General features: G+C 58.2%; 14 protein-coding genes and 1 tRNA gene. 5 read left to right on the forward strand and 10 right to left on the reverse strand.

Annotated features, from left to right (window positions below):
• Both R6T97_RS01935 and rpsD read right to left on the reverse strand, forming a co-directional pair.
• Positions 1-700: saccharopine dehydrogenase NADP-binding domain-containing protein (locus R6T97_RS01935; RefSeq protein ID WP_410347628.1), on the reverse strand; the 700-nt coding region annotated here is incomplete at its 3' end.
• A 130-nt stretch (positions 701-830) separates the two neighbouring features.
• Positions 831-1451: a 30S ribosomal protein S4 gene (gene rpsD, locus R6T97_RS01940; protein ID WP_410347629.1), complete on the reverse strand. Its 621-nt coding sequence runs from the start codon at positions 1449-1451 to the stop codon at positions 831-833.
• A 256-nt stretch (positions 1452-1707) separates the two neighbouring features.
• Here rpsD and R6T97_RS01945 point away from each other — a divergent pair, with 256 nt between their 5' ends.
• Genes R6T97_RS01945 through R6T97_RS01955 form a run of 3 tightly spaced genes read left to right on the forward strand, consistent with a single transcriptional unit; the run spans position 1708 to position 3050 of the window.
• A complete protein-coding gene (locus R6T97_RS01945; protein ID WP_410347630.1) occupies positions 1708-2142 on the forward strand; it encodes a hypothetical protein in 435 nt (144 codons plus the stop codon).
• Between the two features lie 12 nt (positions 2143-2154).
• Positions 2155-2622 carry a DMT family transporter gene (locus R6T97_RS01950; RefSeq protein ID WP_410347631.1) on the forward strand — a complete coding sequence of 156 codons (468 nt, stop codon included), beginning with the start codon at positions 2155-2157 and terminating at the stop codon, positions 2620-2622.
• Positions 2619-3050: a DMT family transporter gene (locus R6T97_RS01955; protein ID WP_410347632.1), complete on the forward strand. Its 432-nt coding sequence runs from the start codon at positions 2619-2621 to the stop codon at positions 3048-3050. The genes R6T97_RS01950 and R6T97_RS01955 overlap by 4 nt, the downstream gene beginning before the upstream one ends.
• Here the strand turns inward: R6T97_RS01955 and R6T97_RS01960 are convergent.
• The 8 genes from R6T97_RS01960 to R6T97_RS01995 form a co-directional block, all read right to left on the reverse strand.
• Complete coding sequence (locus R6T97_RS01960; protein WP_410347633.1) at positions 3047-3883, reverse strand: NAD-dependent epimerase/dehydratase family protein; 837 nt, start codon at positions 3881-3883, stop codon at positions 3047-3049. The genes R6T97_RS01955 and R6T97_RS01960 overlap by 4 nt on opposite strands.
• Positions 3884-3924: 41 nt before the next feature.
• Complete coding sequence (locus tag R6T97_RS01965) at positions 3925-5127, reverse strand: NAD(P)/FAD-dependent oxidoreductase (protein ID WP_410347634.1); 1203 nt, start codon at positions 5125-5127, stop codon at positions 3925-3927.
• Positions 5127-6812, reverse strand: a complete 1686-nt coding sequence (locus tag R6T97_RS01970) for a hydantoinase B/oxoprolinase family protein (RefSeq protein ID WP_410347635.1) — start codon at positions 6810-6812, stop codon at positions 5127-5129. The genes R6T97_RS01965 and R6T97_RS01970 overlap by 1 nt, the downstream gene beginning before the upstream one ends.
• A complete protein-coding gene (locus tag R6T97_RS01975; protein WP_410347636.1) occupies positions 6809-8884 on the reverse strand; it encodes a hydantoinase/oxoprolinase family protein in 2076 nt (691 codons plus the stop codon). Before R6T97_RS01975 ends, R6T97_RS01970 begins: the two co-directional genes overlap by 4 nt.
• Positions 8885-8969: 85 nt before the next feature.
• Positions 8970-9854, reverse strand: a complete 885-nt coding sequence (locus R6T97_RS01980; RefSeq protein WP_410347637.1) for a LysR family transcriptional regulator — start codon at positions 9852-9854, stop codon at positions 8970-8972.
• Positions 9855-9902: 48 nt separating this feature from the next.
• Entirely contained in the window at positions 9903-13208 is a 3306-nt protein-coding gene (locus R6T97_RS01985) for an error-prone DNA polymerase (protein WP_410347638.1), read from the reverse strand.
• Positions 13209-13294: 86 nt separating this feature from the next.
• Positions 13295-14761: a Y-family DNA polymerase gene (locus R6T97_RS01990; protein WP_410347641.1), complete on the reverse strand. Its 1467-nt coding sequence runs from the start codon at positions 14759-14761 to the stop codon at positions 13295-13297.
• Entirely contained in the window at positions 14730-15392 is a 663-nt protein-coding gene (locus R6T97_RS01995; protein WP_410347639.1) for an ImuA family protein, read from the reverse strand. The genes R6T97_RS01990 and R6T97_RS01995 overlap by 32 nt, the downstream gene beginning before the upstream one ends.
• 395 nt (positions 15393-15787) lie before the next feature.
• On the opposite strand from R6T97_RS01995, the gene R6T97_RS02000 reads away from it, so the two are divergent.
• Together R6T97_RS02000 and R6T97_RS02005 are read left to right on the forward strand one after the other, a co-directional pair.
• Positions 15788-15877: transfer RNA gene (locus R6T97_RS02000), tRNA-Ser, on the forward strand.
• A 146-nt stretch (positions 15878-16023) separates the two neighbouring features.
• Positions 16024-16218: DUF6538 domain-containing protein (locus R6T97_RS02005; RefSeq protein ID WP_410347640.1), on the forward strand; the 195-nt coding region annotated here is incomplete at its 3' end.

The raw sequence follows: 16218 nt of genomic DNA on the forward strand, positions 1-16218 counted from the left end.
CGGCGATGAACCCTTCGACGGACCATGTATTCACAAAGACATCGCGGGGCCGCGGCTTGGCGCGCGCCTGCGTGTCGCGTTCTGCGATATGCACACCCTTCACGCCAAGCGACTGCATCAACGCCGCCCAACCGGCGCGATCCACAGGCACGGGGTCATCGCGGCCCAGATCATTGGCGATGGTCATCAGGCCCTCTTTGACAAACCAGCTGACCATACCGGGGTTGGCCCCACAGCAACTGACCGCAGTCGGCCCGCCGGGGTTGGCGGCCTTTTCGTCGCGCACCTTCTGGCGCAGTGCATAATTCGTGCGTTCCGCGTTGTCGGTCGTGTCAAAATAGAAACCCGCCCATGGTTCGACGACAGTGTCGATATAAAGCACCCCGATCTCGCGGCAGTATTTCATCAGATCGAGCGAGGAGGTATCAACCGACAGGTTCACGCAGAAACCCTTGCCATCAGGAAACAGATCGCCCAGCATCTGCCGGTAGTTTTCCGGCGTCAGGGCGACCTGATGATGCGTGATCCCCTGTTCGGCAAGAAAAGCGGCACTTTCGGGGTTCGGGTCAATCACACTAAACTTATCAGGATCATAATCGAAATGTCGCTGGATCAGCGGCAAGGTTCCTTTGCCGATCGATCCGAAACCGATCATGACGATGTGGCCATCAATACGACCATGGGTGGGATGAGTGGACATGTGCAGCACCTTTTGTCTTGAAGCGGGCGAAGCGTAGTAACGGTCTATTCAAAAAGGCCACACCCTTGGGGCGTGGCCTTTGCAACATAGCCCCGATCAGATCGGAGACAAATTCCGACAAGATCAGGTATCAGTTCTTGGCGTAGAATTCGACAACGAGGTTTGGTTCCATCGTCACCGGATAAGGCACATCGCCCAGAGCGGGTGTGCGTGTGAACGTCGCAGTCATCTTGTTGTGGTCGACGTCCATGTAGTCAGGCACATCACGCTCTGGCAATTGGGATGCAACCAGCACCAGTTCAAGCTGCTTGGATTTCTGACGCACTTCGATCACGTCGCCCTCTTTCACGCGGAACGACGGGATGTTCACGCGCTTGCCGTTCACTGTGACGTGGCCGTGGTTCACGAACTGGCGTGCCGCGAAAACGGTTGGCACGAACTTGGCACGGTAAACAACGGCGTCCAAACGACGTTCGAGCAGGCCGATCAGGTTTTCACCGGTGTCACCCTTCACACGCTCGGCCTCGCCGAAGATGCGGCGAAACTGCTTTTCTGTCAGGTCGCCGTAGTAACCTTTCAGCTTTTGCTTCGCGCGCAACTGGATGCCGAAGTCGGACAGCTTGCCCTTGCGACGCTGACCGTGCTGGCCAGGGCCATATTCACGACGGTTCACGGGGGATTTCGGGCGGCCCCAGATGTTTTCACCCATCCGGCGGTCGAGTTTAAACTTGGCAGCGGTACGTTTTGTCATATGCTGATCTCCTTCTTTATATTGCGAAGGGCGTTGTCCTTTCCCCGGATTTTGCCGGGGCGACAGGGTTCCGCTTGCGCGGGCCACCAACACCAATGAATGACGGCTTATAAAGTGGATTCGCTGGGTGTCAACGACGAACCCCGCGTTGTTCAAACTGTGTTATCTGATAGACTTAACATTGTACAATTTCCGTCCCATTCCAGTCAAATGCATACTATATGCAGTATGGTGGGGCGGTAAGGAAGGACTTAGCTTGCCTGGTATCTCGGTCGTTTTGTTAATGAGTTTGGCGGCATTGTGGCTCACCGGACATCAGGTCGTGAAGCGTCGCTTCGCTGCACTGAACTGCGAGTTGACTGATATTTATCAATCCGCGCTTACCGCTCCACCGTCACCGGATGCGCCGCCCCAACTTGTGCCCCTCTGCGTTGATCTGATGCGTAAGGAACATTGCGCAATTCCCTTTGAGGCCCTAGGCGCACATGAAAAACGCATGGTACTCCACGCACATGCGGTCGAGGTCCTTCCAATATGGATGTCGCGCTATGCGGCACTGTGGCTGTCACCACCAAACCGCAGGCTAGTGCGTCAGTTGCATGACGTGAAGTCATCGCGCCCCGATCAGCCAAAGCAATATTTCGGCGCGATCAGGCATCAACAGCAATTGCGTTCCACCCCGAAAGACTAGACACCAGCGGCCATGTCGCAACCGCCACACACCAGAGACGTTCTCTATTTTGCAGCCGCCTTTGGCGCGGGCGGGCTTTTGTCTTTGATGGTGCTGTTCAACGGCACGTTGGCGGCTTATGGCTCGTTGTTTTTTGCGTCATGGGTGCCGCACCTGACCGGAACTGTCGCGGCCTTGTTGTTATTGATTTTCCTGAAACCAAAGCGGGTACAGGCAGCGCGCCCGCCGCTCTGGGTCTATCTGGGTGGCGTATCCGGTGCCGTGACCGTCATGTTGACCTCTGCAACGCTGAACAGCGCGCTGGCTTTGTCAGGAACCATTGCTCTTGGTCTGGCAGGACAGATGGTATTCAGCCTTTTCGCAGACATGCGCGGGCTTTTCGGTTTACCACAGCGCACGCCGGTTCAGCGCGATTTCGTCGCATTGGCATTGATCATCGCGGGGAGCCTGATCCTCATTTTCTTCGGTGGCAGATCATGATCTGGTTTGCTGCACTTGCGATCATTGCGGGTGTCCTTGTGTCGCTCAGCCGTCAGATCAACGGACGCTTGGCGCTGTCCACTTCGGCAATGGAATCTTCGTTCTGGAACCATATCGTCGGGCTGGTCTTTATCACGATTGCCGCGCTTCTTATCGGTGGCCTTTTTGCAGGCGCGCCCGAGGCATCGCCTTGGTGGGCCTACCTTGGCGGACCGGTAGGCGTGGTTTTCATCGCCGCCGGCAGTTGGCTGATTGCCCGCATCGGCGCCGCCCAAACCGCCCTGCTGATTATCGCAGGACAGATGGTTTCAGGTGTCATCCTTGACATGATCATGGGCGCGCCCGGTCAATTGTGGGCGCGCACCTTGGGTGTCGGCCTGATAATGGCAGGCATGTGGGTGGCCCACGGCGGCCGCGCGAAACCTTAGGTTTCCTTGCGGTCGTCCACGACCCCCAGTGCCGCCACACCAGAATTGCCCAACTCCACGGTCGCAAACGGCCCGCCGATGCATAGATTGGAAAGGTCCTTGTTGTCGAGCGGGGGAGTATCGGCAAACACCTCTTTGGCGAAGACTTCGGCATTGTCCTTGGGGCGGTACCCTAAATGCCCGGCTTTGGTATTATCCACCACGGCACGATCATTATTGGAGATGCCGTAAACAATCGTGAACCCGACCACGGGGCTGTCGATGGAACGTTCGACCAGATGGATCAGGTCGTCATAGGACAGCCAAGTGCCAATGCTGCGCGCGTTCGTCGCCTGCGCACAGGAAAAGATACGCATGCAAACGCTCTCGATCCCGCGTTTGTCCCAGTAAAGGCTGGCGAGGTCTTCGGAAAAGCATTTGGCAAGGCCGTAATAGGTATCGGGGCGGTGCGGGGCATCAAGGCCGATGGTATCGGTCTTCTTGTGCATCCCGACCGCATGAACGGAACTGGCATAGACCACACGTTTGACACCACAGCGATAGGCGGCTTCCCAGACGTTGTAGGCCCCGACGATGTTGGATTGCAGGATGTCGTCCCAAGCGGCTTCATCCCCGATCGCCCCGAAATGCACGACCATATCAGCGCCCTCGATCACCTTGAGCATCGCATCAAGGTTGGAAAGATCCGCCTTCACATAGCTCTCGCCATCATAAAGCTTGCCGATATCATCCGCGATATCGGTCGAGACCAGCGCATCACACATCTTTGTCAGCGGCTCGCGCAGATAAGATCCGAGGCGGCCTGCCGCTCCTGTCAGAACAAGTTTTTTCATGTTTTTTCCTTTCATGTCGCGGCGCGTCTGCGCCCGCAATTTCAAATGACGGCCTTTTCCACGAACTTCTCGCCATTCACAATCCGGTCAAAGTGGAACGGGCGCAGGTCAAGCGCACGGTATTCGCCATAGGTGATGAATTCTGCGGTGCCGCGCCCCATCGCCGGTGATTGCTGGAAGCCATGACCCGAAAACCCGTTCACAAAAATGAAATTACCGACCTTTGTGTGCGGCCCCAAAATCGCGTTCTGATCGAAGGTGTTGTAAGCATAGTGTCCCGCCCATGAATTGCGCAGTTTGATTGCCTCGAATTGCGGAATACGCGCGGCAAGAACCGGCCAGACCTTATCTTCCCAGATGCTATGGTCCTGAACAAAGTCATCATAGTCTACCGCGCGGTCATCATCCGGCGGGCAACCGGCCAGATAATAAGTGCCGTCACTGCGCATATGTACACCTGAAGGATCAATCGTGAGCGGCAGATCACGATCCAGAGGGCGTGCGGCCTCGAACACGAAAGAATAACGTTTGCGCGGCTCCACCGGAATTTCGATCCCGGCCATCCGACTGGTCAAGACGGCACGTGGGCCGGATGCGTTGACAACGGTGCCACAACTGACGACTTCGCCGGATGTGAGGATCACGCTTTCCACGCGGGTGCCAGCCCCGTTGCGGTTCATCGCAATGACTTCGTTGGTCAGATATTCCACGCCACGTTCCTTGGCGGACCGTTTCCACCAGTCGAAAAGCGTATTGCCGTCGAAATAGCCTTCATCGACGCGGTTATGATTGCCCGCGATAATACCATCTAGATTATAGAACGGGTATTCGCGTGCGATCTCGTCCGGTGTCATGTGTCTGGTACCCGCACCGCAAGCCGCCTGCAGTTTCTGGTTCTCGCGCAATGTCGCGGCAAAGGCCGCGTTATCGGCGAGATACATATAGCCATAACTGTGCAACGCCACATCCGGCACACGCGGATCACCCCCCATGTAGTTGCGGAAGTTTTTCACAAAGTCGGCGGCGAATTGGGAAACCTTTACGTTGATTGCTTCGCTGAACTGTTGCCGCATGCAGGAATTGGTGTGCGAAGTCGAAGCAAATTCATAGCTCGGATCCCGTTCGACAACGAGGATGGAACCATCAAAATCGGGATTGTCCGTCAGGAACCACGCAACGGACGCACCATACATTGCGCCACCGACGATCACGACATCATAGCTGGATTGCGCTGGCGCTTGCATTATCCGGTTTCTCCCTTGGCGACGGCAGAAAGAACAGCGTCCACTGCCTCAGCGCTCATTCCATACGCCTCTTTCGCAGCTTCAGCAGAAATATAGCCGTGCGCAAGGTCCCTTGCGACCAGTGCGGTGTCGCGGTCGGATGCCTTGCCGTAGCCCGCCCCGCCGGGCAGGGCGAGCATGACACGCCGTCCTTTGGGCACATATTGCTTGCCTTTGCCTTGCATCGCCGCGCCGTCGTCCTGCGCGATGATTGTCGGAGCACCATTGCCACCACCCTGCCGCCCGCGTGCAGGGTGATCCACGCGGTCGAACATCGCCGAAAAATCGAATTCATGCCCTTCAGCGGCACCGACCTCCATGAACTGGCCCAAACCGCCACGAAACTTGCCTGCACCCCCGCTATCGGGGCGCAGTTCCTTGCGCCAGATGATCACGGGGCCAGTGTGCTCGGTTGCCTCGATCGGCATGGTCATCACGCCAGAGGGGAAGGCCGTTGCATTCAGCCCGTCCACTGTTGGCCGTGCGCCGGCCCCACCCGAGTTGAAGGTCAGCACCTCGGACCGCCGCCCCTGTTTGCCCGGCACTGGACGCAGGGAAACCTGGAAATTGCACAGACACCCTGCCCCTTCGGCGGGCACTGTGGCGGGCAGAATTTTATCAAGCGCATCATAGACCGTATCGGGGATCATGTGCCCAATGATATGGCGCAACGCGACAGGCGCGGGATGCACGGCGTTGACGATGGTGCCTTCAGGCGCCGACACTTCGAACGGCGCAAGCGATGCTGCATTATTTGGGATTTCAGGCGCGATCGCGCATTTCAGCGCATAGCACGCATACGCCTTAGTATAGACTAGCGGCACGTTGATGCCCTTTTTGTCGATACCTGATGTCCCTGTGAAGTCGCAATGTATGCGGTCTTCTGCGATCTCGAGCTTCACCTTGAGATCAATGGGTGTGTCGAACCCGTCAATCCGCATGGCACCACTCGCCGTTTCGCGGGGCAATGCCGCGATCCGTTCAAGCGTGGCACGGCGCGAATTTTCAAGGATGAAATCACCGATCCCCTCCAGATCGGTCAGCGCGAATTCGTCCATCATTTCAGTCAGGCGGCGGTGGCCGATGTCGTTACAGGTGGCAAGCGCATACAGGTCACCAACCACCTGATCAGGTTCGCGGACATTGCTACGCACGATCCTGATCAGGGTGTGATCTACCACGCCGCGATCCGCGAATTTCATGATCGGGATATGGAGGCCCTCTTCATAGACGCTGGCCGCATCCGCACCAAAGCCACGTCCCCCGATATCGACGACATGCGCCGTACATGCGAAAAACCCCACATGGCGTCCCTTGTGAAATGACGGGCTGACGACGGTAATATCGTGTAAATGGCCGGTGCCTTCCCACGGGTCGTTTGTGATATAAACGTCCCCTTCGTTGATGTTTTGGCGTCCGATGCGGCGGATGAAATGGGCGACGGCATCGGCCATCGCATTGACATGACCGGGGGTGCCGGTGACGGCCTGCGCCAGCATCAGGCCTTCGGCGTTGTAGACACCAGCCGACAGATCGCCTGCTTCACGCACCGAAGTTGAAAAGGCCGTGCGCACCAGCGCCTGTGCCTGTTCCTCGACCACAGAAATCAGGCGGTTCCACATGACTTGATAGGCAACGTTGCTCATGTCCGTTTCTCCGTGATGTCGATCGTGCCGTCGGGACGCGCAATGGCAGTGCGGCTGTCGGGCACGACGATTGTGGTTTCATCTTCGGTGATCAACGCGGGGCCTCTGACGGTATCGCCAGCATTCAGACTGCTGCGCAAGACGATGGCCGCATCGCTGGCTTCACCTGCCACGGGATCAAAAAGAGCGCGTGTGCCTGCAACCTGTCCCGTGACCCCGGCCGGCGTTTCTGCAAGCGGATCAGGTACTGCAGCCTGCGTCGTCGCATTGACCGCCCAAACGGTGATTTCGATATCCATGCCCGCAACCGTGCGCCCAAAGAGCGTGGTATAATCCGCCTCGAACAACGCCTGGAAGGTCGCGGCATCCGGATTGACGGCTTGCGCGGCGCTCAGCATGATCGGGATTTCCCAGCCCTGACCGGTGTAGCGCATATAGACTTTGTATTCAGCCGTGATCGGCGCTTGCGCATCGCAGGTGCGTACAAATCCCGTCGCCTCGGCTTCCAGTTCCTGCAGCAGGTCTTTCACCGTATCGGGCGCGAAACCGGACAGTTTCATATAAACACTGCGGGTCGCCTCAAAGCTGAAAGGTGCGCGCAAAAAGCCGATGGCAGACCCGACACCGGCCCCCGTTGGCACCAGCAAACGGTCCACACCCAGCTTTTCACAGAGCCGGCCTGCATGCAGCGGCGCGGCACCACCAAAAGCGATCATGGTATAATCGGCAAGGTCTTCGCCGTTTTCCACAGCATGGACGCGCGCGGCATTGGCCATGTTTTCATCCACCACCTCGGCCACGCCGAAAGCTGCCGTTTGCGCATCCATCTGCAGCGGTTCACCCAAGGCGGCAAGTGCCTTGTCGGAAGCATCGGCGTGCAGTTTGATCGAGCCCCCTGCAAAGTTGTCGGGGTCGAGTTTGCCCAGTGCAAGATCTGCGTCGGTGACTGCCGGACGTTCACCGCCCCGCCCATAACAGGCCGGTCCCGGCTCTGATGCCGCACTTTCCGGCCCGACGCGGATCTGGTGCATGGCATCCACATGCGCGAGGCTGCCGCCCCCTGCCCCGATCTCGACCATATCAATGACAGGGATCGAAATCGGCATCCCCGACCCTTTCTTGAAGCGATAGGTGCGGGCAACCTCGAATACCCGTGCCGTCTTGGGGGTTTGGTTCTTGATCAGGCAAATCTTTGCAGTTGTGCCACCCATATCGAAGGAAAGTACCTTGTCCAGACCAAAGCGCGCCGCGATATTGGCTGCGAAAACAGCGCCTCCGGCGGGACCGGATTCGACCAGACGGACCGGAAAATCAGCGGCACTTTGCAAGCTGATGATCCCGCCACCCGAATGCATCAAAAAGATCGGACAGCGCGCACCCTCATCCGCCAACCGCCCTTCGAGACGGCCCAGATAGGACTTCATAAGCGGCTTGATATAGGCGTTGGCAACGGTCGTGTTGAACCGCTCGTATTCGCGCATCTGCGGCGACACCTCGGACGACAGCGAGATCATCACACCGGGCAGTTTATCTGCCAGTACATCTCGGATCATCCGTTCGTGCGTGTCATTGAGATAGGCGTGGATCAGGCCTATGGCGAGGCTTTCAAAGCCGTATGTTGTGATCTCATCGGCCAGCGCTTCGATATCTGCACGGTCCAATGCAATCAGGACGTTGCCTTGGGCATCGACACGTTCCTTCAGGGTAAAGCGGTGCTGGCGCGGCAAAAGCGGTTCCGGCAGTTGCAGGTTCAGGTCATATTGCTCGAAACGGCTCTCCGTGCGCATCTCGATCACATCGCGAAAGCCTTCGGTAGTGATCAGCGCGGTCTTCGCCCCACGACGTTCGATCAGCGCGTTGGTGGCCAAGGTGGTGCCATGGATGATCTGCTCGATTTGCGCAGGCGTAGTTCCAGCCTTGGCGCAAACCTGATGCATCCCGTCGATGATCGCATTCTCGGGCGCCGCATAGGTGGTCAGAATCTTGGTTGAAAACTGGTCTGTCCCAACCTCGAGCACGACATCCGTGAAGGTCCCACCAATATCGACGCCCATGCGAATGTCATTTTGCATGTCTGCTACCCCCTGATTTCCACGTCGAGGCTAATGCAGTGCCTTAATCACTTCCAATTGTTTAAAGTAATATAAAGGATCGAATTTATTTATCCTTTGCAACCCGCACCGCAAGCATGGCCGCCTCTGCGACAAAGCGCGGCGCGCGCTCTTCATCATAGCGGGCGAAGAAATGCAGAGGTTCAGGCGTCCAGTTATAGTCAAGCTGCACCAGCATCCCTTTTGCGATGTCGCGGTCCACCATTGCGACAGGCAGAACGGCGATGCCCATGCCATCGATCGTCATGGTCTGACATGCGTCAAGATTGGTGGATGGCACGAGGCGCGGCGCCAGATCTCGGCGCGACCCGAAGTGGGCGGCGACCTCTTCATAAAGCCGTGTGTCGCGTGCGTGCGTCAGGATGGGTTGTGCCGCCAGTGTTTCGATCGTCTGCCTTTTCTCGAGCCCGAGATCAGGAGAGGCCACCCAGATAAGATCATACGCCCCGATCTCAAGCTGGCCGGTGGCAAGGCGGCTGAACGGTTCGTTCTGTAGCGCCAGATCAAGGGTGCGTTCGGCAAGACCCTTTTCAAGATTGACCGAAAAATCGACTGTCAATTCAACTGTCAGGCGCGGGTAGACATCTTTCAGGCGCCGCATGTAATCGCGCAACCATGTGTGCACAATCATCTCGGTCACGCCAAGGCGGAGCGTTCCTTCGATCAGTTCCTTTCGGTCGGCTGCCACGACCAGCGCATCGGTCGCATCAAGCACCCTGCGGGCGTGGGTCAACAGATCCTGCCCCTTTCCGGTCAGCCGCACAGAGCCTGCATCGCGTGTCATCAAGGTCGTACCCAGCGCCTGCTCCAGCCCGGCAATCCGCGCAGAGATATTGGGCTGCGTGGTATTCAAACGCTCTGCCGCGCGCCGGAAGCTTTGCAAATCAGCGACCCAGACAAAGGCTTCGAGTTGTTTGAGGTTAAGCCGCATATCTGCCTTTGTCTTTTGTGCCTGCTGAACCCTAGAGCGCTTCGCAGATCAGTGAAAGTCCCGCGATTTCGGTATCACGCGGACATCGCGCGGGTGCTTTGCGCGCGGATCATGGGGAATGGATTTCTTGACCTCATCGGCCCGTGCCAAGGGTGCCTCCATCCGGTCATGCGATAATCGCTCCAATGCATCGCTGCGGTCTGTTAGGTTATCAGCAACCACGTGAACCACGTCTTCGCTGCGCTGTACCACGCCGCGCACGTCAATGACACGGGCGCGCATGATCACCTTGCGATAAGCCTCCATCACCTTGGGCCAGACAACCAGATTGGCTACGCCGGTTTCATCTTCCAGCGTAATGAAACAGACCCCCTTGGCGCTTCCCGGGCGCTGCCGGATCAGGACGATGCCAGCCAGTTTGATCAGCTGACCGCCCCGCATGCGGTCCAGACGGGCGGTGGGTGTATAACCCTGCTTGTCCATACTGCGCCGCAGGAAAGACATCGGATGCGCTTTCAGCGACAGCCGCATGGTTTGATAGTCGGCGACCACATGTTCACAGACAGGCATTTGCGGGAGATCAAAGCGGACCTCTTCGCCTTCATCGCGCTTCTGTGCAAAAAGCGGCAAATCCGGTGCATCGCGCAAGGCCCGCGCATCCCAAAGCGCCTGCCGCCGGTCCAGCGTCATTGACCGCACCGCATCCGCCGCCGCCAATTTGCGTATGGTACCCGCATCCAGCCGCGCGCGTTCCTTGAGGTCTTGCAGATCCGTGAAAGGTGCAGCACGCGCATCCATCACACGCTGCCCCATATCCCGCCGCATCCCTTCAATCTGGCGCAGGCCCAACCGCACGGCAAAGACGCCGAGGCTGACGGGTTCAAGCGTATTGTCCCAATCGGAATAATTCGCATCCGCCGCGCGCACGATTACCTGATGTTCGCGGGCATCGCGCACAATCTGGGCGGGAGCATAAAACCCCATCGGTTGCGAATTCAGCAAGGCCGCACAGAACACATCCGGGTAGTGGCGTTTGATCCAGCAAGAAATGTAGACCAGATGCGCAAAACTGGCCGCATGGCTTTCGGGGAACCCATAATCGCCAAACCCCTTGATCTGGTTGAAGCAACGAGCCGCGAATTCGGGCGCGTAACCGCGTTTGATCATCCGGCTGACCATCTTGTCCTCCAACGCGCCAATCGTCCCCTTGGACCGGAATGTCGCCATCGCCTTGCGCAGCTCATTGGCTTCCCTGGTTGAAAATTCGGCCGCGACCATGGCGATCTTCATCGCCTGTTCCTGAAAGATCGGCACACCCAATGTCCGGCCCAGCACCTTGCGCAATTCATCAGGGTCATTGGGTGGCGCGGGTGATGGGTATTCCGTAGCTTCCTTGCCGCTGCGCCTGCGCAGATAGGGGTGTACCATATCCCCCTGAATGGGGCCGGGCCGCACGATGGCGACCTGTATCACCAGATCGTAGAATTCGCGCGGTTTCAGCCGTGGCAGCATGTTCATCTGTGCGCGGCTTTCGACCTGAAATGTCCCCAGACTGTCGCCACGGCACAGCATGTCATAGACATCCGGGTCTTCTTGCGGAACGGTGGCAAGGGTGAAACGCTTGCCGTAGTGCGCGTCGATCAGATCAAAGGCCTTGCGGATACATGTCAACATGCCCAGCGCCAGCACATCGACCTTCAGGATGCGCAGCTCGTCAATATCGTCCTTGTCCCATTCGATGAAACTCCGATCCGGCATCGCACCATTGCCGATAGGCACCGTTTCCGTCAGTGGCTTTTCGGTCAGGATGAAGCCACCCACATGCTGGCCCAGATGGCGGGGCATCCCGATCATCTGATCGGCCAGTTTGATGGTGCGTGCCATCAGCGGATCCTTCAGGTCGATCCCCGCCTCTGCCGCTTCGCGCGCGCCCACTTCGCGCCCCCATGACCCCCAGATCGTTTTGGCCAGTGCGGTGGTGATATCCTCGGACAGGCCCATGACCTTACCCACTTCGCGCACGGCCATGCGCGGACGGTAGTGGATCACGGTAGCGCAAAGGGCCGCGCGGTTCCGCCCGTATTTGTCATAGATATGCTGAATCACCTCTTCGCGGCGTTCATGTTCAAAATCGACGTCGATATCAGGGGGCTCTTTGCGTTCCTCGCTGATGAAGCGTTCGAACAACAAGTCGTTCTTGTCGGGATCAACGGCTGTGATGCCAAGCACGTAACACACGGCCGAATTCGCCGCAGACCCCCTACCCTGACACAGGATTTCCGGTTTGGTCTGGTGGCGCGCGAAATCGACAATCTGCTCGATGGTTAGGAAATACTGGGCAATGTCGAGCTTTTTGATCAACGCAAGTTCCTTGCGAAGGGTTTCCTTGATCGCATCCGGCACGCCACCCGGATAGCGCTCTTGCGCGCCCTTCCACGTCAGTTCTTCAAGATATTCTTGCGGAGTATAGCCCTCGGGTACCGTTTCGCGCGGATATTCATAGGCCAGTTCGGTCAGATTGAAATCGCAGGCATCCGCCACATCGCGCGTAGCGTTGATCGCATGGGGCCATTCGGCAAAAAGCCGCACCATATGGGCGGGCGATTTAAGGTACCTTTCGGCATTGGCATCCAGCAGAAAACCCGCCTGTCGGATCGTGGTCTTATGCAAGATGCAAGTCATCACATCCTGTAAAGGCCGCCGCTCCGGGGCGTGATAATGCACATCATTGGTCGCGAGGATCGACAGCCCGTAGTCGTGCGCCAACTTGTCCAACTGATTGATCCGCGCCCGGTCATCGCCGCGATAAAGGTAGCTGGCCGCGATGTGCTTCATCGTCGGCAAGGCGCGGACCAGCCGCCGCAGGCCGGCGCTGAAATGGCCCAGATTATCACCGGGAATGGCGATCAGTTGGAGACCTGCGCTGTGTTTTGCCAGATCATCAAGCGTCATGTCGCAGACGCCCTTGTCTTGCCACGCACCATCGATCCCATTCATCTTGCCCTTGGACAACAATGTGCACAGCCGCCCATAGGCTGCGCGGTCGCGGGGGTAGGCAAGAAAGGTTTCACCAGTTATCAGGCACAACCGGCACCCGATAACAGGACGGATGTTGGCTTTGGTGGCTTCCGTATGCAGGCGGACCACTCCCGCCATCGTATTGAGGTCCGCGCAGCCCAGCGCATCATAGCCCTGCGCCCAAGCGGTTGCGGCCAAATCCACCGCATCTGACGCGCCGCGCAGGAAGGAAAAACAGGTGGTCAGGCCCAGTTCGACAAAGGGCGCACGTGGGTTTGGGGGAAAGTCGTCTTCCTCCAAAGTGTGGCGGGGATGCTGGTGGTCATTTTCAGGCATGGGGACCGCCCTCTTGCCCCTTCATCTTGGCCAAAAAACTCCCGCCGGAGGCATCCCAAACCATCAACAAACGCCATCCCCGACCATCACGCAAACATCCCATGCACAAACCAGCGCGGATCGCCCCCGCGCCCGTCCTCGTGCAGACCTTCACGGTACAGCCACAGCCGCTGTCCTGTCTGATCCTCGACCTTGAAATAATCACGCAACCGTGTGCCGGAGCGGTCATGCCACCATTCCGGCGCGATCCGTTCCGGTCCGGCATAGCGGGTCACCCGATGGGTTTGCCTGCGCCAGACGAACTGTGCCGGCGGGCCTTCGGGGACAGCATAAAGCACACGCACCTCTTCGGGGTGATCCAGTAAGCGCAAGGGGCGCTCCTTGGGCAAGATCGCCGTCTCCTCAAAGTGATCCGCCAAGGCAGCAACCTGCGCCTCGGCCCTTTCGGGCACATGGCTTTGGCGCAAAACAGGGCGGGTGACGGCACGAGGGCCAAATTTGGCGCTCAGCCGGTCAATCAACCGGGTCAGGTGCAGATCATCTTCCGATGCGCCATCCAGACGGGTCTGCTTGTCCGCCATCTCTTCGACAGCACCGGCCGCGAGGGTAATCAGATCAAAGCCGAAACCGGGATTGATCCGTTCCACCTTGTCGCGAAACAGGCTGTGCAGATGCGCCGGATCGCAGGTCGGGGCAGAGGTCGCGACATCCACATAGCTGACATCGCCATCGGTTTTGTAAACCGTCAGATGCAGGCGGCGACAGCCTAACCCTGCATAGTTGAGCTGGTCACAAAGGTCTTCGCAGAGCTCCGGCAAATGCGGCGTTGGATCAAAGATCGGCTCGGCCAGACGCGCCTGCGTACGGATCACGGGCCTCGCCTCGACACTTGAGACAGGTTCGGCCAGCCTGCCCATCACCTGATCCAGCCGCATCAACGGATTGGCCTGCAAACCGGCCTTCACGAAACGGCGGGTCAGAGACAGGCGGGGCACATCCATGACGGCACCGATGGTTTTCAATCCCAGACGGCGCAGCAAAAGCAGGGTCGGGTCATCCAGCCGCAGGCCACTCACAGGCAGCGGACCCAGCTTGAAATGGGCCTCATCCGGTCCACAGATGGCGCGCACAGGACCATACCGCGCCAAGGCCCAGGCCGCGCCCCATGTTGGTGCCATCGCCAGCCGTGCGGTCAGACCCAGCAGGGACAGTTGCGTTTCCATCTCGACCAGCATCGCGGCCTCTCCTCCCCAAAGATGATCGGCCCCGGTGGTGTCCAGAATCAGCCCGTCATTGCCGTCACGCACCGTCCAGGGGCACCAGCGACGCGCCCAAAGCACCAGACGGTCAAGGGCGGCATGATCACCCGCCTCATCAGCATATTCGACCTGCAATTCGGGGCAAATGGCGCGCATATCGGCAACGCGTGATCCGGGGCGAATCCCCTCCAGCCGGGCTATGCGGTTGGCTGCATGGATCACAGGCCCATGCTGCCCTTCGCGGGCCAGCACGACAGGGATATCATCCGGCGGCGCGTTCCCGCACCGCTCCATCACCCGCATCCACCGCTCGATCGCGAGATGGGGCAGCGAAATGGACACGATCCGCCGCCCGGTCATAGGTGGCCACCCATTGCCCCGGCTTGGCGCGACGCGAGCGGAACAGATCCAGTGACCAGCGCGGCGCACCCGGCGCATGGACATCGTGGGGATGTGCCACAGATGGCAGGCTGGCAATGCGCCAGCGGTCGCGCGCCGCACTCAGATAGGGGCTGGCAGCGCGGCGAATGAGCCAGCAAGAGACATCCGCCGCCTCCGCACGCAGGGCCAACCGCTTGGTTGCGGTAAAATCGAGGGCTGGCGGATCGCCCCAGACCTCGCCAATAACAGCGGCCAGCGCACAACAACGCAACCCGTCTTCCATCGCCCAAAGCACATCCACGGCGCGGGACAGATCGACCATAATCACTGGACGATCGGCCCCGATGCCCGCCAGCGCAGGACGACCAGCCTCTTTGCGCGACAAACGGTCCTGCACCCAAAGGATCGGGGCATTGGTGCGCGGCAGCCGCGACAAGACAAAACCCACAGCACTGGCGTCCGTCGGGGTGCAAGCAAAAGCCTCCGACAGGGTATGAGGCATCACGGCAGGGTATTCCCCCTGCCCGGCCAAAGCTTTGTGCATACGCAGCGACCCCATACACGACACCGAATCCATTTTAATGTTCACTATTTGTTCTACTTTATATGTGATGTTTTCGCAATGTTGCAGCATAGGTAAATTTGGCCCGCATCATGCAGACCTTACAATACGCCTGAACAAAACCGGGTCCTGCGTCATTCAATCGACGCTTGAGAACTGTCGAAAAGAGCAACTTCGTCCTTCGCGCAAATTGACCAAGAAACTTGCCCTATCGCCTTTATTCTCATTGGCAAACGCCGCCTAAAAATGACCAGACCTTGCCTGAAAACGGTGTAGCAAGCTGTTGCTTCCTACCAAATTCGCCCTGTCCCAATAAAATCAAAAAGAGCAAGAAAACGCCTTGTAAACCTGATGTTTGCGCGGCTATACGCGTCAGTGGAGACGTGGCCGAGTGGTCGAAGGCGCTCCCCTGCTAAGGGAGTAGGCGGGAAACCGTCTCGAGGGTTCGAATCCCTTCGTCTCCGCCACCCATCTTGGTGTATTTGGCTTAAATCTCCTTTTAAATCAAAGACTTTATGGTGTGTTTAGGAGGTCCGCTCTCTCCTAGTTCTTGTTTTGCTACCCATTCTGCACCACATTTTGCTACACAGCATAAATGTTAAGGGGTGCGAAGATGTCACAACCTGTCCTGCGCGGAAAGACCTGGTATCTGAAGCGACGGGTTCCGACCCGCTTCGCCACCGTAGAGAAACGTGCTGTTATTTGGGATAGTCTTTCGACAGATTCTTACAGCGTCGCAGTCCAGAAATCCGCAGGTGTCTGGCTCAACTACATTGAAGGATGGGAAGCCCGACTCGCTGGTCGGGAT

This window comes from Yoonia sp., assembly GCF_046498525.1.
Lineage (GTDB): Bacteria > Pseudomonadota > Alphaproteobacteria > Rhodobacterales > Rhodobacteraceae > Yoonia.

What these genes read in the sequence shown, in the direction of transcription:
- rpsD (WP_410347629.1), bottom strand. Translation starts at nt 1,451, where the DNA reads ATGACAAAACGTACCGCTGCCAAGTTTAAACTCGACCGCCGGATGGGT.
- R6T97_RS01950 (WP_410347631.1), top strand. Translation starts at nt 2,155, where the DNA reads ATGTCGCAACCGCCACACACCAGAGACGTTCTCTATTTTGCAGCCGCC.
- R6T97_RS01955 (WP_410347632.1), top strand. Translation starts at nt 2,619, where the DNA reads ATGATCTGGTTTGCTGCACTTGCGATCATTGCGGGTGTCCTTGTGTCG.
- R6T97_RS01960 (WP_410347633.1), bottom strand. Translation starts at nt 3,883, where the DNA reads ATGAAAAAACTTGTTCTGACAGGAGCGGCAGGCCGCCTCGGATCTTAT.
- R6T97_RS01965 (WP_410347634.1), bottom strand. Translation starts at nt 5,127, where the DNA reads ATGCAAGCGCCAGCGCAATCCAGCTATGATGTCGTGATCGTCGGTGGC.
- R6T97_RS01970 (WP_410347635.1), bottom strand. Translation starts at nt 6,812, where the DNA reads ATGAGCAACGTTGCCTATCAAGTCATGTGGAACCGCCTGATTTCTGTG.
- R6T97_RS01975 (WP_410347636.1), bottom strand. Translation starts at nt 8,884, where the DNA reads ATGCAAAATGACATTCGCATGGGCGTCGATATTGGTGGGACCTTCACG.
- R6T97_RS01980 (WP_410347637.1), bottom strand. Translation starts at nt 9,854, where the DNA reads ATGCGGCTTAACCTCAAACAACTCGAAGCCTTTGTCTGGGTCGCTGAT.
- R6T97_RS01985 (WP_410347638.1), bottom strand. Translation starts at nt 13,208, where the DNA reads ATGCCTGAAAATGACCACCAGCATCCCCGCCACACTTTGGAGGAAGAC.
- R6T97_RS01990 (WP_410347641.1), bottom strand. Translation starts at nt 14,761, where the DNA reads ATGGAGCGGTGCGGGAACGCGCCGCCGGATGATATCCCTGTCGTGCTG.
- R6T97_RS01995 (WP_410347639.1), bottom strand. Translation starts at nt 15,392, where the DNA reads ATGCACAAAGCTTTGGCCGGGCAGGGGGAATACCCTGCCGTGATGCCT.